Origin of the sequence: Paracoccus fontiphilus, from assembly GCF_017356265.1 — a bacterium.
Classification (GTDB): Bacteria; Pseudomonadota; Alphaproteobacteria; order Rhodobacterales; family Rhodobacteraceae; genus Paracoccus; species Paracoccus fontiphilus.
This window is the reverse complement of sequence record NZ_JAFNAW010000059.1, coordinates 1-20,966: the sequence shown is the minus strand read 5'-3', so window position 1 is coordinate 20,966 and position 20,966 is coordinate 1. Positions and strand designations below refer to the sequence as shown.

At 65.3% G+C, this 20,966-nt stretch carries 19 protein-coding genes; 11 read left to right on the top strand and 8 right to left on the bottom strand.

What is annotated here, in order from left to right:
• Window positions 1-159 precede the first annotated feature (159 nt).
• Both J0F76_RS16245 and J0F76_RS16240 read left to right on the top strand, forming a co-directional pair.
• Window positions 160-917, top strand: a protein-coding gene (locus J0F76_RS16245; protein ID WP_207471054.1) for an IS5 family transposase whose coding sequence is annotated in 2 segments (ribosomal slippage) — window positions 160-481 and window positions 481-917 — 759 coding nt in all. Because the reading frame shifts where the segments join, the coding sequence is not laid out codon by codon here.
• A gap of 6 nt (window positions 918-923) precedes the next feature.
• Window positions 924-1,391, top strand: coding sequence for a glycosyltransferase family 61 protein (locus J0F76_RS16240; RefSeq protein WP_207471052.1), 468 nt, complete (start codon window positions 924-926; stop codon window positions 1,389-1,391).
• A 36-nt stretch (window positions 1,392-1,427) separates the two neighbouring features.
• On the opposite strand, the gene J0F76_RS16235 is transcribed toward J0F76_RS16240, so the two are convergent.
• From J0F76_RS16235 to J0F76_RS16215, 5 genes are all read right to left on the bottom strand, one after another.
• Window positions 1,428-2,393, bottom strand: a complete 966-nt coding sequence (locus tag J0F76_RS16235; RefSeq protein WP_207471051.1) for a glycosyltransferase family 2 protein — start codon at window positions 2,391-2,393, stop codon at window positions 1,428-1,430.
• A gap of 16 nt (window positions 2,394-2,409) precedes the next feature.
• The gene (locus tag J0F76_RS16230) at window positions 2,410-3,843 is read right to left on the bottom strand and encodes a hypothetical protein (protein WP_207471049.1); all 1,434 of its coding nucleotides are present in this window, start codon (window positions 3,841-3,843) and stop codon (window positions 2,410-2,412) included.
• Window positions 3,844-4,082: 239 nt separating this feature from the next.
• Complete coding sequence (xrtE, locus tag J0F76_RS16225; RefSeq protein WP_207471048.1) at window positions 4,083-5,708, bottom strand: exosortase E/protease, VPEID-CTERM system; 1,626 nt, start codon at window positions 5,706-5,708, stop codon at window positions 4,083-4,085.
• 85 nt (window positions 5,709-5,793) lie between these two features.
• Window positions 5,794-6,000: a VPEID-CTERM sorting domain-containing protein gene (locus J0F76_RS16220; RefSeq protein WP_207471047.1), complete on the bottom strand. Its 207-nt coding sequence runs from the start codon at window positions 5,998-6,000 to the stop codon at window positions 5,794-5,796.
• Window positions 6,001-6,139: 139 nt separating this feature from the next.
• Entirely contained in the window at window positions 6,140-8,596 is a 2,457-nt protein-coding gene (locus J0F76_RS16215; protein ID WP_207471046.1) for an SdrD B-like domain-containing protein, read from the bottom strand.
• Window positions 8,597-9,074: 478 nt separating this feature from the next.
• Between J0F76_RS16215 and J0F76_RS16210 the strand changes: the two genes are divergently transcribed.
• A complete protein-coding gene (locus J0F76_RS16210; protein ID WP_207471045.1) occupies window positions 9,075-9,305 on the top strand; it encodes a hypothetical protein in 231 nt (76 codons plus the stop codon).
• 31 nt (window positions 9,306-9,336) lie between these two features.
• Here J0F76_RS16210 and J0F76_RS16205 read toward each other — a convergent pair whose 3' ends face one another.
• Window positions 9,337-10,650 carry an oligosaccharide flippase family protein gene (locus J0F76_RS16205; RefSeq protein ID WP_207471044.1) on the bottom strand — a complete coding sequence of 438 codons (1,314 nt, stop codon included), beginning with the start codon at window positions 10,648-10,650 and terminating at the stop codon, window positions 9,337-9,339.
• Between the two features lie 227 nt (window positions 10,651-10,877).
• Here J0F76_RS16205 and J0F76_RS16200 point away from each other — a divergent pair, with 227 nt between their 5' ends.
• From J0F76_RS16200 to J0F76_RS16190, 3 genes are read left to right on the top strand one after another with little or no spacing between them, the layout of a single operon-like run.
• Window positions 10,878-11,939 carry a methionine ABC transporter ATP-binding protein gene (locus J0F76_RS16200; RefSeq protein WP_207471043.1) on the top strand — a complete coding sequence of 354 codons (1,062 nt, stop codon included), beginning with the start codon at window positions 10,878-10,880 and terminating at the stop codon, window positions 11,937-11,939.
• Window positions 11,929-12,603 (top strand): methionine ABC transporter permease, encoded by a 675-nt coding sequence (locus J0F76_RS16195; RefSeq protein WP_207471036.1) that lies wholly within the window; start codon window positions 11,929-11,931, stop codon window positions 12,601-12,603. Before J0F76_RS16200 ends, J0F76_RS16195 begins: the two co-directional genes overlap by 11 nt.
• A 34-nt stretch (window positions 12,604-12,637) precedes the next feature.
• The gene (locus J0F76_RS16190; RefSeq protein WP_207471033.1) at window positions 12,638-13,426 is read left to right on the top strand and encodes a MetQ/NlpA family ABC transporter substrate-binding protein; all 789 of its coding nucleotides are present in this window, start codon (window positions 12,638-12,640) and stop codon (window positions 13,424-13,426) included.
• Window positions 13,427-13,469: 43 nt separating this feature from the next.
• Here J0F76_RS16190 and J0F76_RS16185 read toward each other — a convergent pair whose 3' ends face one another.
• Together J0F76_RS16185 and J0F76_RS16180 are read right to left on the bottom strand one after the other, a co-directional pair.
• Window positions 13,470-13,973 (bottom strand): L,D-transpeptidase family protein, encoded by a 504-nt coding sequence (locus J0F76_RS16185; protein WP_207471031.1) that lies wholly within the window; start codon window positions 13,971-13,973, stop codon window positions 13,470-13,472.
• A 119-nt stretch (window positions 13,974-14,092) separates the two neighbouring features.
• Complete coding sequence (locus J0F76_RS16180; RefSeq protein ID WP_207471029.1) at window positions 14,093-14,722, bottom strand: DsbA family protein; 630 nt, start codon at window positions 14,720-14,722, stop codon at window positions 14,093-14,095.
• A 139-nt stretch (window positions 14,723-14,861) separates the two neighbouring features.
• Between J0F76_RS16180 and J0F76_RS16175 the strand changes: the two genes are divergently transcribed.
• The 5 genes from J0F76_RS16175 (at window position 14,862) to J0F76_RS16155 (ending at window position 20,822) form a co-directional block, all read left to right on the top strand.
• Window positions 14,862-15,119 (top strand): type II toxin-antitoxin system Phd/YefM family antitoxin, encoded by a 258-nt coding sequence (locus tag J0F76_RS16175; RefSeq protein ID WP_207471027.1) that lies wholly within the window; start codon window positions 14,862-14,864, stop codon window positions 15,117-15,119.
• Window positions 15,116-15,502, top strand: a complete 387-nt coding sequence (locus tag J0F76_RS16170) for a PIN domain-containing protein (protein ID WP_207471025.1) — start codon at window positions 15,116-15,118, stop codon at window positions 15,500-15,502. Before J0F76_RS16175 ends, J0F76_RS16170 begins: the two co-directional genes overlap by 4 nt.
• Before the next feature lie 111 nt (window positions 15,503-15,613).
• Window positions 15,614-16,741 (top strand): efflux RND transporter periplasmic adaptor subunit, encoded by a 1,128-nt coding sequence (locus J0F76_RS16165; protein ID WP_207471023.1) that lies wholly within the window; start codon window positions 15,614-15,616, stop codon window positions 16,739-16,741.
• Window positions 16,738-19,803: an efflux RND transporter permease subunit gene (locus J0F76_RS16160; protein WP_207471021.1), complete on the top strand. Its 3,066-nt coding sequence runs from the start codon at window positions 16,738-16,740 to the stop codon at window positions 19,801-19,803. The genes J0F76_RS16165 and J0F76_RS16160 overlap by 4 nt, the downstream gene beginning before the upstream one ends.
• Before the next feature lie 35 nt (window positions 19,804-19,838).
• Window positions 19,839-20,822, top strand: a complete 984-nt coding sequence (locus tag J0F76_RS16155) for a Fic family protein (RefSeq protein WP_207471019.1) — start codon at window positions 19,839-19,841, stop codon at window positions 20,820-20,822.
• Window positions 20,823-20,966: the final 144 nt, after the last annotated feature.

Below are 20,966 nucleotides of genomic sequence, written 5' to 3'. Positions count from 1 at the left end.
GCAATGGCCTCCCACAGATCATCGGATACAAGGGGCTTGCTCATGGCCTCTCAACGCATGAGCAGCGGTTTTGTTAGGCGCTCTTAGTGGACCCTAGGCTCCAGACCCATTGATTTCACACGCCTTGCGTGATTCAGGCTCCGCAAGGAGACCTGATCATTGAGCAACTTGTTCTGGCTAACTGAAGCGCAGATGGCGCGTTTGCGGCCGTTCTTTCCGAAAAGCCATGGCAAGCCGAGGGTCGATGACCGGCGCGTCCTGAGCGGGATCATTTTCATCAATCGCAATGGGTTGCGGTGGTCAGATGCGCCCGGCGAGTATGGGCCGCCGAAGACGCTCTACAATCGCTGGAAGCGGTGGAGCGACATGGGGGTATTCGCACGGATCATGGAGGGGCTGGCCTCCGACGGCACCGAACAGAAGACCATCATGATTGATGCAACCTATTTGAAAGCTCACCGCACGGCTTCGAGCCTGCGGTTGAAAAAGGGGGGCGTGGCAGGCTGATTGGCCGAACAAAAGGCGGCATGAACACCAAGTTGCATGCTGTCACTGACGTCAAGGGCCGCCCGATCAAGTTCTTCATGACAGCCGGCCAGGTCAGTGATTACATTGGTGCAGCTGCATTGCTGAGCAGTCTGCCTGGAGCCGACTGGCTGCTGGCAGATCGGGGATATGACGCCGACTGGTATCGTGAAGCCTTGCAAGACAAGGGTATCACGCCCTGCATTCCGGGCCGGAAGTCACGCGGCACGCCCGTCAAACACGACAAGCGCCGCTACAAGCGGCGCAATCGCATCGAGATTATGTTCGGCAGGCTCAAGGACTGGCGGCGCGTTGCAACCCGCTACGACAGATGCCCGAGGGTCTTCCTCTCCGCCATCGCCCTTGCTGCAACCGTCATCTTCTGGCTGTGAAAATCAATGGGTCTGGAGCCTAAACGGATTTTTCTTGCGCGCCGAAAACAGCGCGCCATATCGAACCAAGCGCAGATTGAAGCGTTACTGCATCCCTTGGGCTATAGCACTGTTTATCCCGAGGATCTGCCCATTTCTGATCAGTTCCGGCTGTTCAATACTGCTGAACAGATCGTTGCCGTCCATGGAGCGGGACTAGCCCCGCTTCTTTATCGGCATTTGGAGTCGCCTTTGCGTTACCTCGTTGAAATCTTGCCCTGCGGGCATATGACAGATTTTTTTCGTTTAATGGCCCAGCAGGTAGGCTGTTCTTGGATTGGGGTCCGTGGGAGACTGAAGCCGGAATATATTCAATGCTCTTATAAGCGACAGGGCATCTTCAATCAGTATTCACTAGACAGTTTTGAAGTGGATCCCGTTTCCTTGGAGCGGGCAATTAAACAGATTTCTATCAATTCCGCCTCGTACGGATGAAGTCCAGAAAAGCTGCAGCTCCAAAAGATAGGGAGCTCACTTATATTCGATTAGCCTTTCGTCGCGGCCTACCAGCCGCTTGGCCCAGTATTCTAGGATCCCTAGGGCCTCGGGGAGCTTTCCCAACGTTAGGAATGCCGCTCGGACTAGATCGCCATCACGGTGCCATAGGCGTATGATCTGCAACGGCCAAGCCAGCAGCAGAATTACCAATATAGGATGGGCAAAAACCGCACCCAAGATCGCAGCCAGCGGAATGCCTAGGCCCCAAGCAAGCGCCCGCCGGGTTTGGGCCACATTGTGGCGTTCAGGCGCCTTTCCATGCAGAGCCGCTCCCAATGCATAAGAGTAGCCCGCCCGCTTGCTTCGTCGCCACCACTGATCAAACCGGTGCATGGCCGCATCGTGCAGCGCCATTTCTGTCTCTAGCCGCCAGATCTGCCAGCCTAATTGGCGCAGACGCAGACAAAGCTCGGGCTCCTCGCCGGCGATCAGGGCCGAGTTGAAGCCGCCTGCCGCCACAAAGGCTTTTGTTCTGATTAGGGCAATACCGCCGCAGGCTTTGGTCTGACCTGTTGGCGTATTCCACTCCTCATCGATCAGACGATTGTAAAGCGATGCATCTGGGGCAATCTCTCGCAACCGGCCACAAGCAACCGCCGCATGGGGGTTTTCTGTTAGGAACCCCGAGGCTTGCGGCAACCAGTCAGGATTTAGCATGCAATCCCCGTCGATGAACTGGATATGCTCGGCAGGAACGCCGGGCAAGGCCGCTACCCCAGCATTGCGGGCCCGCGCGGCCGTAAAGGGCGTTGACATGTCCAGTTGCACCACTTTTATGCCTCGTGTTTCGGCGGCTTGGACACTGCCGTCAGTGGAACAGGAATCAACGTAAACGATCTGCCGAAAGCCCGCAGCCAGAAGGCTATCTAAGCAGCGGATCAGCCGCTGGCCTTCGTTGCGCCCGATGGCCACGGCATCGATCACCGGAATGTGGGTCATGGGCGTCTCCTAAACTTTAGCGGACTGTCAGACCGGCGGGGTGGCGCTGCGTTTGCCGGGTGTAGGATATCCTGCCTGGCAGGACGATTGCAGGCATGTCCTTCTTTTCGGCCACGCGGCCCAGTTCCAGCCTTCCCGCCAAGGCTCCTGCCAGCAGCCAAGTCACCGGGGTCAGTGTTGCATTGGGAATGAGGTCGATCAGGTTTGCCGTCATCGCTAGTGCAAGGCCAGCCGTAGCCGGCGTCAGTTCCAAAATACGCCATCTTAGCGCCATGAAAATCAATGGAATAGTTAGCAATCCGAATTCCGCCAGATAGCCGATCCATCCTCCCATTCCAATTGACATCACCCAATAGCCGTCGGTTACGCTGATATCCTGCCCTTGGGCATCAAAGATCCGGTTACGCCCCCAAGTTCCCCAGCCGAACATCGGCCTTTGGTTTGCTTTTTCCAGCAAGATATCCTCGTTGTCCAAGCGGTAAAGAAGCGAGCCAGCCCGTTCTGTATCAACCCGCTCCGACAGCCTAACTACCATGTCTGTTGGAACTAGTCCCGCTCCGCGGAGCATTGGATAGACCAGCACACAAGCCGCGAACCCAGCTGCCAGCAGCACTTGCAAGCGAAGAGGTACGAACAAGATTACCGCCCCGAGAAGCAGCCCAATACCCAGTGCTCCGACGCCCTTGGACAGGACAAGTGTCATGAACAACCAGACCGCAGCCCCCAGCCAGCGCGTGCGCATGACCCCCGTTCCGCTGCGCCACATCGACAAGGCTGCCATGAAGGCGCAGCAGAAGAAGATCGCCAGCCACAGGCCGTGATGCAAGAACACCACCGGCCTGAACCCTCCCGCGCGGATATGCTGCGCCCAATCATGCGGAAAATACCCATAGATCATCCGGCTGATCTGCGGCGACATGCGCACTTCGTAAAGCGCAGGCAGGGTATAAAGCAGCCCCGCCATTGCAAGCCCGACTAGAAGCGACCGCTGCGCCTCAGGATGGGCTAGGTACTTGCGACCCAGAAAGAAGGGCAAGAGCGCAAATAGCAGGCCTCCCAGCGTGGAGGCTAGGTCATAGGGGCGCATGCCAGGCAGGACACGGTGGCCGTAGTAAAGGGCATTGCCATTGGTCAGCACGGTTCCGACCGTTCCCACCACCATCATTGCCAGCAGGATGCGAACCGCCCGGCTGCGCGGCAGGGCACCAGACAGGATCATGCCAGGCGCTAGTTGCCTGAGCCGCGGTTCCTTGATCAGCATCGCCGCGGCTAACACCGTACAAAGGGCAGGGATCGAGGCCTTGTCGAGGCTGGGGACCGCTGGCAGTTCAAGGGAAAAGTTACTGGGCAGCAGGAGATAGGCGCCGATGATCGCCCAAGTGACAGCTGTGGCAGGTGTCCGATTGGCTAGCAGCCAGAAGACTACAAAGGGCCAAGAAAGAACTGCCAAGGTAGAAATCAATATCTGCTCCTTCAGCCCTGCCTTATGGGCACTGGACCAGGATGTATCCTGACAAGTCCAAGCAGGCCAAGTCCTCTTTCGGCTTCCTGTAAGACTGTCCGTACAAGACTAAAGGCGACAAACCCTATTCCAATGAGGCAGGAAATGAAAAAGTTATTGTTAATGCTTTATCTGCCTTGGTTGTCCTCATGTTGCCGCACTTTGCACCGGCTCAATAGATAACAGGGTTAGATGATCGCCAAGTTCCCCATTACCACAGCCGCAGCGAAGACGATCAGATTCGCCACCCCGTGGGCAACGACGGCATCGGTGATCCGGCCGCTGCGGCGTAGGACTAGGGAAAAGACGACCCCCGCCACGAAGGCCTCGGCCCAGCGGTCATGCAGGGCGGCAAACAGCCCGGCCGTGACGGCAATAGCCATGACGTTGCGCCACAAGGGGGCCGGGGTATCGGACGGGGCGCCGCGCAGCCGGGTTTCCAAGTAGTCGCGGAAGAACAACTCCTCGACCAAGGGAACAAGGACCACGGTGCCGATGCCGCGAAAGACGAACCACAGCCCCAGCATCGCGCCGCTCAAGGCGCCATAAGGGGGCGGGGCGTCGGAGGGGGCGACGGGGATCGCCACCCACATGAGCCCGACGGCCGTGCCCGCCGCCCAGGCCAGCGGTGACATCCGCCAGGCGATGCTTCGCAGCGCGGGCCAGACCAAGGCCACGGCCGCGGCCAGAAGGATCACCCGGATCGGGTAGAACATCGCCGGGTTCTGGCTGATCGCGGGAACCACAACGGCGGTCAGCATGAAGACCGCGAAGGGCAGGATGCGACCCGCCACGGGATCATGGCGCAGCGGCGGCAAGGGCGCGGCGGGGCGCGCATCGGCGATAACAGGGGCACGGTTGAACCAGGCAACCCGCCGCGCCACGGCGATAATGCCAAGCGCCACCGCGGTGAACATCACCCAGCCCGCATGGCTGTGGAAGCCGCCCACGGCCAGTTCGGGCTGCCCCTCTATCCCCAGGATCAGCAGCGCGGCGATGCGCACCACGTTAAGCGCGGCGCTTGCCGCGATCCCCAGAGGATAAAGCAGCAGGGCGCGGGGAAAGCGCAGCTCGGACCGGAAAAGCCACAGGTAGAGGGTCACGAAGATCGTCACGAGGGCGATCCCCTCGATCCCCGAGCAGACCGGCGCCACCGAGATCACGAAGCCGTCGGCGCCGATATGCTTCTGCACCGGATCGGCGATCACCTGATAGCCAAGGGCGCCCACCAGCCAGCGGACGGCGGAAAAGGTCGTGCCCGCGATCGTGTCCAGCTGCCAGATCGGCTGCAGCCTCATGGCCAGCGCCGGGGCGGCGGCGCCCGCCGCCATCACCACGGCCAGGGACATGCCCGCCTGGCGCAGGAACCATTCCCACAGGGCGCGGGGCGCCAGCCAGCCGGTGATGCCCGCAAGGATCAGCGCCATGCCCCCCGTCCAGGCGGCAAAGGCCGGAACCAACATCGCAGCGCCCTGGCCCTGCCGCATGAACAGGACCGGCAGCATCGCCAGCGCAAAGCCCGCAAGGTTCAGCGCCAGGGGCCGCGCGTCATGGCCCGCCCGCGCCAGAAGGTCGCGGAACAGGGCGGGGCGCAGCAGGGCGAACAGCCCGGTCGCGGCGATCACGCAGTAAAGCCCGGCCAGGGACCGGCTGGCTGCGCCGCAGGCGCGGGGCGGCCAGTTGTCCAGGCAGCGGAACTCGATCCCGTGCTTGAAGGTCAGGCCGATGACCAGAAGCTCGGCCACAAGCAGCAGGGCCGCCAAGGCCAGGGGCGCGACGGGCAGGCGGGGGGCAAGGGCGCGGCTGTCGCTCATTGCGGATAAACCATGCAAAAGGCGAGTGGATCAGGCCCGCTGAAGGGCGGGCCTGTCAATCGTCAGATCGTAACAATCCGACCGATCAATGCGCGCGGCGGCGGCGTTCCCAAGTCAGCAGCACGATGGCGGCCAGGGCGGCAATGGCCGCGGTGCCTTCCAGGGCGCTGATTTCCGGAACGGGCTTGACGGGGCAGCGCACCGCGCAGGCATAGGCGGCGCTGGTGGTCAGCGATGCCGCAGCAGCGGAAACAGCGCTGAAGGCGGCGCTGGCGAAAGCAAATTTCTTCATAACTTTATACCTCTTGACAGACGGCGCTCCAGGTCGCCGATGCACCACATGCGGGATCATTATCATTATGATCCCAATCCGGTCCCTGGATGACCGGAAAGGATGCGATAGCGGCCCAAGGAACGCCATCGCCGGTTTATCAGTAGCAAAGGCAGTCTTGGGCCAGGTCGTCCCAGTCGACGCCGATGATGAAGGGCTGCTTGTTGCCCGCCGCTTCGGCATCAGCGGTCGGATCCAGGATCAGGCCGATGATGTCGCCCTCGCTTATCGTGAAACCCTGTCCATGGACCATGGCCAGGTCGTAGATTTCCTGGGCATTGGCCGTGGTGCCGCCAGCCGGATCCACAAAGACGATGTCGTCGGTCAGGCCCCAGATGGCGCCCTGGATCTCGTCCTCCGTATAGGTCTGGCCGGTGCCGTCGCCGTTGTCTATCGCTCCGAAATCCTGGTTCAGGATCCAGTTGACCATGTCCAGATTTTCCGGATTGGCGATAATGCCAGTCGGAACCGAATCCTCGGTCGCCAGATACATGGCAAATGGAACAGCCTCGTTGAGGTTGATCGGCTCATAGGCGGACACGCAATAGGCGATGTCGAAGGAATGGCCGTCGAAGCGGTCGTCCCCCGTGCCCGAGATCGTCGCCGTGTAGTAGCTTCCGCCGTAGGACAGGTCGCCGTTCAGCATCAGCGTCCCGCTTTCCGGCAAGCTGGCCTTGATCGTTTCCAGCGTGTTGACCGCCCCGCAAAAATCGAGGTCGATCGTGGCGGTATCGGTGCCGCCGTTGCCGTCCGAGATCTCGTAGCTGTAGGTCGCGCTGGCCTTCTGGCCGATCAGCAGGTCGGCGTAGTCGGAATGGGCGCTGTCGAAGACCAGCTTGCCCGCCACCAGCGAGACGATCATGCCGTCGGCGGTGGTGATCGACTGGCCGTCGGCGATCGCCTGGCCATCCACCTTGGTGATGGTCAGCTGGTCGCCGTCGGCGTCGCCGTCGTTGGCCAGCACGTCCAGGGTCTTCTCGTCGCCCGCGCAAAGGCCCGCGGCGTCGTCGGCGGCATGCGGTCCCCTGTTGGGATCGACAAGGCCCGCATCCACGTCCGTCACGGTCTCACCCGCGACAACGGTGTAGTGGCCGGTCTTGCCGGTCGCGACATTGGCGTCGCTGTCGATGGTGTCGTCGCCGCCGATATCCTGGCCGGTCAGCAGGCGGCCGTCCACGCTGGTCGGGAAGGCCACCGAATAATTGCCGGGCTGCAGGTTGGCGAAGGCATATGCGCCATTGGCGCCGGTGATGGCCGTGGCCACGACGACGCCTGCCGCGTTCAGCAGTTGCACCGCCACGCCGGACACGCCGGCCTCGCTGTTGTCCACGCCGTCCTTGTTCGCGTCGTGGAAGACCCGGCCTTCCAGGGCGCCGAGCTTCACCTCGGGCGCGGACGGGCAGAGCTTGAGCTTGTCGATGATCGCGGATTCGCAGCCGCGGCCGTCGCCCTTCAGGGTGATCACGTCGCCCTTCTTCAGGCCCAGGTCCTCCAGGGTGACCTCGTGCCAGGCGCCGTCATTGGCGTTCAGGCGGACGGTGTCCACCAGCTTGCCGTTGACATAGATCTTGATGCTGCCGTCGCCCGAGGTGTCCCAGTAGCGCAGCGACAGGTCGTATGCGCCCGCGGTCCCGCCGAAGGTGGTCGAGGCGCTGCCGCTGCCGCCGGTCAGGGCGATGTATTCTCCGCCCGAGGCCGAAGACGCGCATTTCACCGTATAGCAGGACAGCTTCATGTCCTCGGCCTCTATGACGGTGCATTTCGGCGCCGTCTCGGCTACGTCCTTGACGTTGACGGTCAGTTCCTTGTTGGACACCCCGCCCTTGCCGTCGCTGACGGCCACGATCACCTTGTAGCTGTTGTTGCCGTCGGCATCAGCGGGCTTTTCGAAGTCGGGCGCGGTCTTGAAGGACAAGACGCCGGTCTTGGCGTCGATGGAGAAGGCGCCGCCGTCGGCCCCGCCCACGATCGAGAAGCCCAGGCTGTCGCCATCCTTGTCGGTCGCGTTCAGGTCCACCACCAGCTTGGTGTTCTCGTTAACGCAGAAGACTCCGTCCGAGGGGACGTTGGTAAAGGTGGGCGGCGTGTTCGGGGGCGCGATCTTGCCCGCGCCGATGCAGGAATAATCGACCCAGCAGCCGCTGACGTTGCAGGTGCCGGTCACGGTCAGCCAGGTGCCTGCCGGGGGCTGCGCGCCATAGAAGGTGAAATAGCCGTTACCCGCGCCGGCAGAGTCGTGACCCTCGATCTTGATCTCGATCAGGTAATAGGTCTTGCCGTCCGAGCCCTTCAGCGTGTGGTATTGCTCGGCATACATCTTGCAGCCGACCTGCACGCCGTTGACATACCCGTCCTGGCCGCTGCGGTCGCCGGAATAGCCGTCGCGAGCGGAATCGCCCGCCAGGCTGCCGTCGTTGTCCCAGGTCGCCATCTTCGTGGTGGCCGAACCCATGACGAAGCTGTCGCCCTTGCCGAAATCGTTGCCGTTCTTGCCGTTGGCCAGAAGGTCGGCCTCGGTGAAGGCGGTCCATTCATATTTCTTGAAGTAATAACTCATGACTCTTTACCCGCTTTGCCCCACTGGGGCGGCACACACACGACACGCGTTCCGGGAAGGCGGTGGCGCATCCCTGCGCCCCGCCGCCTGCCTTTCGGCAGGACCTTTCCAAAGATATGCGGCCTTGGAGCCGTCATATCGCTAAAATTTTATCGGTTCCACGAAATCTTATGAATCGGGCAATAATTTGGACTGTAAAAACGTCACGTTACCTGAATTCCGGCCGCCCTCTCGCGTCTTGGTTGAGCCGGCGGAAAGGCGGTTCGCTTTTGAAATGCAGAATCCTCGGGTGTTTCAATTTCCGGTTGAGGAATTGTCATTTGTCTGCACGAATCATTTTGCCTTTGCCGGGTAAAGTCCGGACTGTCTTTCTTCCGCAAGATGATTTATAACAAATGTTTCAAGACCCAGAGACATCCCGGCCCCGGCCCTGCCCCCCAGGGGCATGCGCCGCATCCCGGGTCCGATAGGCCGCGCCATGCTGATCGTCTTGCTGATCCTGATCCTTGCCGGATCCCTTGCCGGGGCGACGATCCTGTGGCTGGGGGAAGCATCGATCCTGGGAATCGTGCTGGGCTATGTAGCGGGCGGCTGGGCGGGGCTGATCCTGGGCCTGCCGCTGATCTTGCTTGTGCGTATCCTTGCGCCTTCCCGGCCAGTCTCCCTGCGGTCGCCACCTGCCCGCAAGCAGTCCTGCCAGCATCAATAGCGGCCGCAACCGCAAAACCGTGCGGGCGGTGTCACGACCAGGCGGAAAGCGCGGCCAGTTGATAGGCGTAAAGCGCCAGCACCCCCAGAACGGTGACCACGTCGTAGCGCCACCTGAGGATGCCCTCGCGCCTTGCGAACCAGGCGGACACGGCCAGGGGCAGCAGGCCGTTGCCCAGCCCCATCCCGAAGATCATCCCGTAGACGCCGAAGACATGCATCCCCACCAGCATCAGGCTGACGGTGGAAGCCGCGCTTGTTCCCATGACGATGGCATGGCCGCGGCTGTTTCCCGCGGCCAGCATGGCGTTCTGGTAGGGCATGGACAGGGTCCCCAGGGCCCCGTTCAGCGCCAGAATGCTCAGGAAGCTGCCGGCCAGGGCGTAGCGGGGATCATAAAGCAGGTCGATGATCCACTGGCTCAGCAGGGAAAGCGCGACAAAGCCGGGAAGCACCAGAAGAAAGATCAGCTTCTTGATGCGGTCGACGGTGCCCACGAAGTCCTGCCCCTCGCGATAGGCGCGCGATATGATCGGAAAGGCCACCTGCCCCAGGATCCGCTGGATCAGGTCGGACAGCGCGAAGGCGATCGTGGTCGCGATGGTGATCAGGCCCAGCACTTCGACGGAAACCTCGAAGCCCATGATCGCGGTCGATCCCTGGCCCCCGAAATAGGTGAACAGGGTGGCCAGCAGGACCCAGCGGCCGAACGACACAATCTCGGCCATCACGTCGCGGTCGAAGCGCAGGCGTGGGCGATAGGGCGGCAACCAGGCATAGGCGGCGATCACCCCCAGAAGGGTGCCCAGCACCGATCCCAGGACCAGCGCCCAGACCGATTGCAGCCACCAGGCGAACAGAAGGTTGAGCAGCGTCGTCAGGAGCTGCGTTCCCAGGTTCAAGACGGTCAGCCGCCCCAGATGCATGTGCCGGGCGCAGACCGCCCCCGACATCGACGCCACCCCCTGGATGATCGGGATCACGGACACGGCGGACAGGATCGGGAACAGCGCCGGTTCCTCGTAAAGCCAGGCGACGGGCCAGGCCAGAAGCAGGGTGATGGCCCCGACCCACACGCCGCGGACCGCCTGGATGCTCCAGGCCGTGTCCAGGAACTCGGGATTGTCGCCGCGCGGACTGCGGATCACCGACGGGGTGGTGCCGACATCGCAAACCATCTCTAGCGCCATCAGAAGGACCCAGGCCAGGCTCATCAGGCCGAACACCTCGGGCTCCAGAAGCCGCGTCAGGATCAGGGTGGACAGCAGGCGGATCGCATAGCTGGATGCAAAGCCGATCATCGTCCAGCTTATGCCCCGCCCACCCGTCGAGCGAAGGAATTTCATCAACATGGTGACATCATGGGAAGAACAGGACCGTTTGCGCCATTGACCGCTGGCATCGTGTGCGTTTCCCGCCTTCTGCCAAATCTGCGTTTCCTTGACCAGACAGGAACCGTCCCGGTCCACGGGGCGGCCGCCTTTCCCGGCGCGGGCCGGACCATCGGCCTTGCGTCCCGCCCCCGATTGGGGCAACCCGGCCCAGGGGCGGACGAAACCGCAAGGACGAACGGATGACCGGCAATACCGCTGCGGGCGCGGCAATCAGCTTCGAAGGGGTCGGCAAGGCCTTCGCCGGGCCGGGCGGCACACGCGTCCACGCGCTCGAGGACGTGACGCTGGCGGTGGAACCCGGCGCGATCTGCGGCATCATCGGCCGGTCGGGCGCGGGAAAATCGACGCTGCTGCGTATGGTCAACGGGCTGGAACGCCCGACAAGCGGCACCGTCACCGTGGCGGGCCGCGACGTGGGCCGCGCGGGCGGGGCGGGTTTGCGGACCATCCGGCGCGGGGTCGGGATGATCTTCCAGCACTTCAACCTGCTGTCCTCGCGCACCGTGGCCGGCAACATCGCCCTGCCGCTGGAGATCGCGGGCACGCCCGCCCCCGACATCCGCGCGCGGGTCGCGGACCTGATCGCCCGCGTGGGGCTTGACGGCCTGGCCGGGCGCTATCCGGCGGAACTCTCGGGCGGGCAGAAGCAGCGCGTGGGCATCGCCCGGGCGCTTGCCACGCAGCCCAGGGTGCTTTTGTCGGATGAAGCAACAAGCGCGCTGGACCCCGAGACCACGCAAACGGTGCTGCGGCTTCTGGCCGACATCAACCGCGACCTGGGCCTGACGGTGCTGCTCATCACCCACGAGATGGCCGTGGTCCGCGACATCGCCAGCCACATGGCGGTGATCGAAGGGGGCCGGATCGTGGAAAGCGGCCCCACCTACGACATCTTCGCCCGGCCCACCCATCCGACCACCCGGTCCTTCCTGGGCGGCGTCACCGGGCTGACCCTGCCGGGCTTCATCGCCGGCCGGATGGAGGAGGCCCGTCCTGACGGCCCGTCCGACGAGGTGATCCGCGTGACCTTCGCCGGAACCCACGCCACCGACCCGATGCTGTCGAAGTTGGCGACGGAACTGGGCATCGCCTCGAACATCCTGGCCGGCGCCATCGAGGAGGTGGGCCCCCATCCCTTCGGCAACCTGCTGATCTCCGTGGACGCCCAGCGGGGGGCCGAGGCGCGGGCCTATCTGGAACGACACGGACTGCTGACAAAGGTGCTGGGCTATGTCCGCTAACCTGATCTGGCTTCTCTGGGAAGCGACGCTGCAGACGCTCTACATGGTTGCGGCCTCGACCGTGATCGGCACCGCCTTCGGCCTGCCGCTGGGGGTGTTCCTGGCGACCTCGCAACGCGGCGAGCTGTTGTCGGCCCCCTGGGCGAACAAGGTGCTGGGGCTGGTGGTGAACGCCACCCGGTCCGTGCCCTTCATCATCCTGGTGGTGGCGATCATCCCGCTGACCCGCGCGCTTGTCGGCACCTCGATCGGCACGGATGCCGCCATCGTGCCGCTGACCCTGGCCGCCATCCCCTTCATCGCCCGCCTGGTGGAAAACGCCATCCGCGAGGTCGATGCCGGGTTGATCGAGGCCGCGCGCGCCATGGGCGCCACGCCCTTCCAGATCATCCGCAAGGTGCTGATCCGCGAGGCGCGGCCGGGCATCGCGCTGGGCCTGACGCTGGCCGTGGTCAGCCTGATCGGCTATTCCGCCATGGTCGGCGCCGTCGGCGGCGAGGGTCTGGGCGACCTGGGCATCCGCTACGGCTACCAGCGCTTCATGCCCGAGGTGATGCTGGCGGTCGTGGTCGTCCTGATCGTGCTGGTGCAACTGGTGCAGTCGCTGGGCGAATGGATCGCCGCCCGCTTCGACAAGCGCGCCCCCCGCAACCGGGGCCGCTGACGTTTTCCTCGCAGACAAGAAAGGAACCTATCCGATGCTGCGCCTTGCCACTTTCGCTTCCGCCCTTGCTTTGTCGGCCGCCGCCGGCTGGACCCCCGCCATGGCCCAAGACATCAAGGTCGGCGTCTCGCCCGGCGAGCATGCCGAGATCATGGAAGAGGTCGCCACCGTCGCCGAACCCATGGGCCTGAACATCGAGGTGGTCGAGTTTTCGGACTACGTGATCCCGAACACTGCGCTTGCCGACGGCGACATCCAGGCCAACAGCTTCCAGCACCGCCCCTATCTGGAAAACCAGATCAAGGACCGCAGCTTCGACCTGGTGGAAATCGGCACCACCATCACCACGCCGATGGGCGTCTATTCCGACAAGCTGAAGGACATCGCGGACCTGCCGGACGGCGCCCGGATCGGCATTCCGAACGATCCGACCAATGGCGGCCGCGCCCTGCTGATCCTGCAGGACCTGGGCCTGATCACCCTGGCCGAGGGCACCGGGCTGGTGCCGACTCCGCTGGACGTGACGGAAAATGCCAAGAACCTGACCTTCCTGGAACTGGACGCGGCGCAGCTGCCCCGGTCGCTGGCCGATACCGAGGCCTCGGTCATCAACACCAACTATGCGCTGGCGGCGGGCCTGAACCCCAACACCGACACCATCGCCACCGAAAAGGCCGACAGCCCCTATGTGAACATCCTCGTGGTCCGCAAGGGCGACGAGGAACAGGACTGGGCGAAAAAGCTGGTCGAGGCCTATCACAGTCCCGAGGTGAAGGCCTTCATCGACGAGAAATACGAAGGCTCGGTCCTGACCAGCTGGTAAGAACAGGAAGGGCCGCGGTCGATCCCGCGGTCCTTTCCCGCCCTCATGGCTTGATGAAGATCGGCGTGCCGGGCGGGACGAGGTCGAAGATCTCGGCCATCTCGCGGTCGGTGACGGCGGCGCAGCCGCGGGTCCAGTCGCGGGGCGGATTCTGGACGCGGGCGCCGCGCCCGTGGATGAAGATGTCGCCGCCCGGATCGCGGCCAAGCGCGCGGGCCCGGGCGCGGTCCCGGTCGTTGGGATAGGAAATCCCCAGCGACAGGAAGAAGTTCGAATGGGGATTCCTGTGGGTGATGTGGTAAAGCCCCTCGGGCGTGCGGCCGTCGCTCTGGAACTGCTTGGGCCCTGCCGGGTTCGACCCCAGGTCGACCTGGTATGACCGCACCGCCTTTTTGCCGTTCAGCAGGTAGAGCCGCCGCGACGACTTGTCCAGAAGCAGCTGGGTGATCTGCAGCCGGGCCTCCGGCCCCGACGGATCCACATTCGCCGCCGCAGGAGATCCCAAGGATGCGGCCAGCAGAATGAATGCGCAAAACGCCCGTTTCATGGTGTCCCTCGTTCCGTTTTTCTGAAGGCCGGCTTCTGCCGCCGGTCAAAAGGGATACGAGGAAAGGGTTAAGGTTATTCCCTGCTTTCAGGAAAATGTGCTACCGGGAAACATGGGCGTCAGGCCAGACCCAGCGTCCTGCGCCCGCGCGCGACCAGTCCGGCCAGATCGGCGCGGCTTTGTTCGCCGAAGATCGCCTCGTCGCCGGCGATGAAGGTGGGCGTGCCCATCAGGCCCATGTGCTCGGCCAATTGGAAGGACAGCTGGATGTGGCGGTCCACGGCCTCTGCCTCCATCCCCCGGCGCAGGGCGGCCTCGTCCAGGCCGATGCGTCGGGCCACGCGCATCACGCTGGCTTCAGCCGCGCGGTCCTTCATGGCCATCAGGGCCGTGTGGAACTGCCAGTATCTTTCCATCGGCAAGGATGCCAGCGAGGCACGGGCGGCGAAATCCGACCCTTCGCCGAAGACCGGCCATTCGCGATAGGTGATGCGCAGCCGCGGATCCGAGGAAATCAGTTCCCGGATTGGCGCGACCATCTTGCGGCAATGGGGACAGTTGTAGTCGAAGAAGACCGACAGGGTGATGTCGCCGTCCGGATTTCCCAAGGTCGGCGCGGTCGGATCGCGTTCCAGCGCCTGGCGCAATTCCTCGGGCATCGGATTGGGGCGGTCGGCGGCGCCGGCGGGCAGGGCCGCCGCGATCCCGCAGGCGGCGGCGCTGGTCAGGACAAGGCGGCGGGGCATCATGGCGGAAAACCTTTCGCAGGGTGGACTGTCCCCACCTAAGCCGCAGCGGGGACGGAATGGAACGGCTTGCCGGTCACGATGACGAAAGTTGAAATCCCGTGCCGGGTGGACTAAGTTGACCGGACCAAGGAGGCCGCCCATGAAGACCGTGAACATGCACGAGGCCAAGACCCACCTGTCGAAGCTGGTCGAGGACGCGGTGCGCGGGCAGCCCTTCGTGATCGCGCGGGCCGGAAAGCCCCTGGTCAAGGTTTCCATGATCGAGGACGCGGCCCCGCGCCGCCTGGGCTTCCTGGCGGGCCAGGCCGAGATCCCCGCGGATTTCGACACCATGGGGGCCGACGACATCCGCGCCCTGTTCGAGGGCGATGCCCCCGCCCCCCGCCCGGTCCCGTGAACCTGCTTCTCGACACGCATCTGCTGCTCTGGGCCGCGTTCCGCCCCGACCGGCTGTCGTCCGGCGCCGCGGCGATGATCGCCGATCCGGGCAACAGCCTGTGGTTCTCGGCCGCCTCGATCTGGGAAGTGGCGATCAAGCGCGCGCTGGACCGGCCCGATTTCCGCGTCGATCCGGGCGTCCTGCGCGCGGGGCTTCTGGCCAACGACTACGCCGAACTGCCGATCGCCGGACGCCATTGCCTTGGGCTTGCGGGCCTGCCTGCCATCCACGGCGATCCCTTCGACCGCATCCTGATCGCCCAGGCCCTGGCCGAGGGGATGATGCTTCTGACCGCCGACAGTCGCGTCGCCGCCTATCCCGGCCCGATCCGGGCGGTTTGAGACAGTCCCTTACAAACTTCACATGTCCGGGATTCCGTCGATATGGGTTGTCCCGGCAGGCACAATCGGGAACTCTGGACCCGACCCAGGAAACGCCCGAGGGAGACATGCATGCGCGCGGTGAAGGCCGTCCTTGGATTGGTCGCGATCCTGGCCGCGGGCGCGGGCGGTCTTTACCTGACCGAACGGCTGCTGGCGGCATCCGAACCGGCGGCCGAGACCGCCGGGGCCGATAGCGCCCCCCTGCGGGTCGAGACGATCACCCCCGAGACCGTCACCTTTGCCGATGCCGTGACCGCCGTGGGCACGGCGCGCGCGCGCCAGGCCGTCGACCTGCTGCCCGAATCCAGCGGCCGCATCGCCCGGATCGCCTTCCAGCCCGGCGACCGGGTCGAGGCGGGGGCGGTCCTGGTCGAACTGGACAGCCGCGCCGAGCAGGCCGACCTGAAGGCCGCCCAAGCCACCCTGGCCGAGGCCGAGGCCGCCTTCGGGCGCCAGGAAAGCCTGAACCGCTCGGGCAGCGCGTCGGACGCCGCCTTTCAGACCGCCCGCGCCGCCCTTCTGCGCGCCGAGGCCGAGCGTGATCGCGCCGAGGTCGCGCTGGAGGACCGCAGCCTGCGCGCCCCCTTTGCCGGCATCATCGGCCTGACCGACCTGGTGGAAGGCCAGGTGATCGACACCGCGACCCCCATCGCCACCCTGGACGACCTTTCGGTGATCGAGGTCGATTTCAGCGTGCCCGAAACCCTGCTGCCGCGCCTGGCCCGCGGGCAGCGGGTCGAACTGACCTCGGCCGCCTGGCCGGGCCGGGTGTTCGGCGGCGGCATCAGCCGCATCGACAGCCGCGTCGATGCGGGAACCCGAAGCCTGGCCCTGCGCGCGGAAATTCCCAATGACGATCGCGCGCTTGCGGGCGGCATGTTCCTGCAGGTGCGGCTGGTCCTGGACGAACAGCGGCGCCTGGCGATCCCGGAAAACGCGCAAACGGTCGAAGGCGACCGGGTGCTGGTTATGCTGGCCGAGGGCAACACCGCCCGGCAGGCGGAGATCGTCACCGGCCAGCAGCAGGACGGCCTGGTCGAGGTCGTCTCGGGCTTGTCGCCCTCGTCCCGGATCATCGTAACGAACCTGCACCGCCTGTCCGAGGGCAGCACCATCGAGCCCGTGGCGCGCGAACGCCGGGTCGAGGCCGCGCCCGTTCCCGCCACGGCCCCCGCCCCGGCGGAGGGCGGGGGATGAGCCTGCCCGATCTTTCGCTGCGCCGGCCGGTGATGGCCACGGTCCTGAACCTGCTGATCGTGCTGATCGGCGCCGTCGCGATGAGCAGGCTTCCGATCCGCGAACTGCCCCAGGTCGAGGCGGCCGAGGTCACCGTCCGCGTGGACTATACCGGCGCCGCCCCCGACGTGGTGGACAGTCAGGTCGCCTCCGTGATCGAGGGCGCGCTGGCAGGCGTCAGCGGCGTGTCCGCGATGGAAACGGAATCCGAGCGCGGGCGGATGCGCACGGTCCTGACCTTTGAAAGCAGCCGCGACATCGACGCCGCCGCCAACGACGTCAGGAACGCCGTCGAGCGCGTGGTGGGCCGCCTGCCCGAGGAAGCCGAGCGCCCCCGCGTGGACAAGAACGACAGCGAGGGCGATCCCGTCATCCGCATGTCGCTGTCCAGCCCCGACATGACACCCTTGCAGTTGTCGGACTATGCCACGCGCTTCCTGGTGGACCGCTTCGCCCGCCTGCCCGGCGTGGCGAACACCGCGACCTTCGGCGCGCGATCCCCCGCCATGCGGATCTGGCTGGACCAGTCGCGCATGGCCGCCTACGGCATCACCACGGGCGACATCATCGCCGCGCTTGAATCCAACAACATCGAACTGCCCGCCGGAGAGATCGAGACCGGCGCCCGGCAGCTGCAGGTGCTGGCGCAGACCCGGTTTTCCAGCCCCGACACCTTCCGCCAGGTGGTGATCCGGCAGGATGCGACCGGCCGCCCGCTGCGTCTTGGCGACGTGGCGCGGATCGAGGAAGGCCCCGAGCAGCGGGAATCGATCTTCCGCGCCAACGGGGTGATCTCGCTGGGCCTGGGCGTCCAGCCGCAGGCCCAAGCCAACACGGTCGCCATCTCAGACGCGGTGAAGGCGGAACTGGACCGGATCCGCCCCACCCTGCCCCCCGGCATGCGCCTGGACATCACCGCCGACGAGGCGGTGTTCATCGAAAGCTCGATCGAGCAGGTGCTGAAGGTCTTTGCCGAGGCCGTGGCCCTAGTGATCGCGGTGATCTTCCTGTTCCTGGGATCGCTGCGCCTGTCGATGATCCCGGTGGTGACCATCCCGGTTTCCGCGCTTGGCGCGGGGCTGGCGATGCTGGCCCTAGGGTTCTCTATCAACATCCTGACGCTGTTCGCGCTGATCCTAGCCATCGGCCTGGTCGTGGACGACGCCATCGTGGTCCTGGAAAACATCCAGCGCCACCGCGCCATGGGCAAGTCGCGGCTGGAGGCGGCGCGTGACGGATCGGCCCAGGTCAGCTTCGCCGTGATCGCGACCACCGTCGTGCTGATCGCGGTCTTCGTTCCCGTCAGCTTCATGGAAGGCGAGATCGGCAAGCTGTTCGCCGAATTCGGTATCGTGCTGGCGGTGGCGGTGGCCGTGTCCGCCCTGGTCGCCCTGACCCTGTCGCCGGTCTTGGCCGCGAAGATCATGCCCCGAGAGGAACGGCCGAACTGGCTGACCCGCACCGTCAACCAGCTGATCGGCGGGCTGGAGCGGGTTTATGGCGCGATCCTCGACCGGCTGATCGCCGGGCCGGTGCCGATCCTGGCCGTGACCGCCTTCGCCATGGCGGCCGCCTTCGCCATCTACGGGCACCTGCCGCGCGAACTGACCCCCGACGAGGATCGCGGCCAGATCCGCATCACCGTGACCGCGCCGCAGGGGTCGAACCTGGCCTATACCGATGCCGCCACCCGCAAGGTCGAGGCGCTTCTGGAACCGCTGCGCCAGGACGGCACCATCACCAATGTCACCACCATCGTCGGCACCTGGGGCGAACTGCGCCGGTCGCTGCTGAACGTGAACCTTGCCCCCTGGAAGGATCGCGACGCCAGCGTCCAGGAGGTCATCGACAGCCTGCGCCCCGAACTGGCCCGCATCACCGAGGCCGAGACCTTCATCCGCGCCGCCGGCGGCCTGGGTCTGTCCAGCGGGCAGGGCAACATCCGCTGGATGCTGGGCGGGCCGGACATGGCGCGCACCGCGGAATGGGCGGGCAATCTGGCCGCAAGGCTGGAGGCCGACCCGCGCCTCGCCTCGGTCGAGATCAGCTATTCCGCCAACCAGCCGGGGGCGAACCTGTCCATCGACCGCACCCGCGCGCAGGATCTGGGGCTTTCGGCGGACACCATCGCCCAGACCCTGCAGGTGCTGTTCGCATCCCGCAGCGTGGGCGAATATACCCGCGACGGGCGGCAATACCCGGTGATCCTGCAGGCATCCCCCGACGACCGCGATTCCGTCCAGGACATGCTGGGGGTGTTCCTGCGCAACGACCGGGGCGACCTGATCCCCTTGTCGGCCTTCGCCTCCGTTGCGACGGGGGCCACGGCGCCCTCGGTCAACCGTTATGACCGGCTGATCTCGGTCGCGATGGAGGCCGACATCGCCTCGGGCACCGACCTGGCCGGGGCCATGGCGGCGGTGGACGCGGCGGCGACGGACCTGCCCGCCGGGGCGGTGCTGGCCTGGGACGGCCAGGCCAAGGATTACCTGGAAAGCGCGGGCGGGATCGCCACGGTCTTCGCCATGTCCCTTGTGATCGTCTTTCTGGTGCTTGCCGCGCAGTTCGAAAGCTTCCGCACGCCGCTGACGATCATGCTGACCGTGCCCCTGGGACTGGCCGGGGCGGCGGGAACGCTGCTGATCACGGGGGGAACGGTCAACATCTTCTCGCAGGTGGGGATGATCCTGCTGATCGGGATCATGGCCAAGAACGGCATCCTGATCGTGGAATTCGCCAACCAGCTGCGCGAGGAAGGCAAGCCCCTGCGCGAGGCCGCGCGCGAGGGCGCCGTCACCCGCCTGCGCCCGGTGATGATGACCACCATCGCCACCGTCCTTGGCGCGGTGCCGCTGGCCATCGCCACGGGCGCGGGATCGGAAAGCCGCCGGGCCATCGGCGCGGTGATCGTGGGCGGGCTGTCGCTCGCCTTCGTGCTGACGCTGCTGATCACCCCGGTGATCTATGTGCTGATCGAGGGGTTGCGCCGCGACCCCGAGGCAGAGCCCGTGGCGGCGGAATAGCTGGAACTCCGACGGATCTTCGCTATGGTGCGGATATGCGTGGATCCGATCTGACATGGCAAGGCCTTGGCGAAGGCGACCATCCCTCCCTGCCCCGTCCAGCCGACTGGCTGGCGGCACAATCCGGCCTGGCCGTCGAACTGGCGGGGGCGGCGCTTGCGGCGGGGCGCCTGGAAGCGCGGCTTCTGGTCATGGACGACAAGGCCCGCGCCGGCGCCACCCGCCGCCTGGCCCTGATCGAGATCGAGGAGATGCTGCGCGCCCAGGGAACCCCCCTGTCGCGCGAGGAGATCGGCCTTGATGCCATGTCGGCCCGCGCCGGCACGGATTTGGCGGCCATGGCGCAGGCCCGCTGGGCGCTGCGGCGGCTGGAAGGCCAGTCCGATCCGGCCAGACTGCGCGATTTCCTGGCCCTTCACCGCAACCCTGACCGGGCCGAGGCGACCTGGTCCGAACGCCCCGTGGGCGACGCCTTCGATGCGGCGGCCACGGATTTCCTGGACGCCATGGCGGGGCTGTCGGGTCTCCATCCCCTGGGTCGCGCGCCCGCGGCCCGGATGCTGTGGCGTCTGGCGGACCTGTCGCCCGACGGCGCCGCGATCGAGGGCGCCGTCTGGACTGCCCGGGAAATGGCCCGCGCCACGCCGGGCCTGGCCTTCCTGCCCCTTGGCCGCCACGGCCGGGCGATCTGGGCCGATGGCGGCCCGCCCACGCAGCGCCTGTCGCGGCACCTGTCCGCGGTGACGCAGGGCACGGGCGATGCCTGCCGGCTGCTGGACCGGATCGCCGACTGGTCGGAAGCCGCGCGCCAGGCCACCACCTCGATCAAGGGCCAGAACCCCGCCCGCATCGTCGCCGCCCTTGCCGCCCATCCGGTCCTGCACACCGCCCAGGTCGAGGAACTGGCCGGCATCAGCCGCGACACCGCCGAACGCCTGCTGTCGCGCATGCGCCGCATGGGTCTGGTGCGCGAGATCACGGGCGCAAGGCGCTTCAGGCTGTGGGTGGCGGCATTGTAAAGAACGGTAAGCGGCGGCTGCGCCCCACTTACGTTCAGCTTGACGGCTTGAAGTTCCGTAACCACCCGGTTTGCACCGCGGCCATTTTGCATTGACATGCGTTGATGATGTCGTGTCTCGCACTACGGCTCTCCGTGGTAGGCT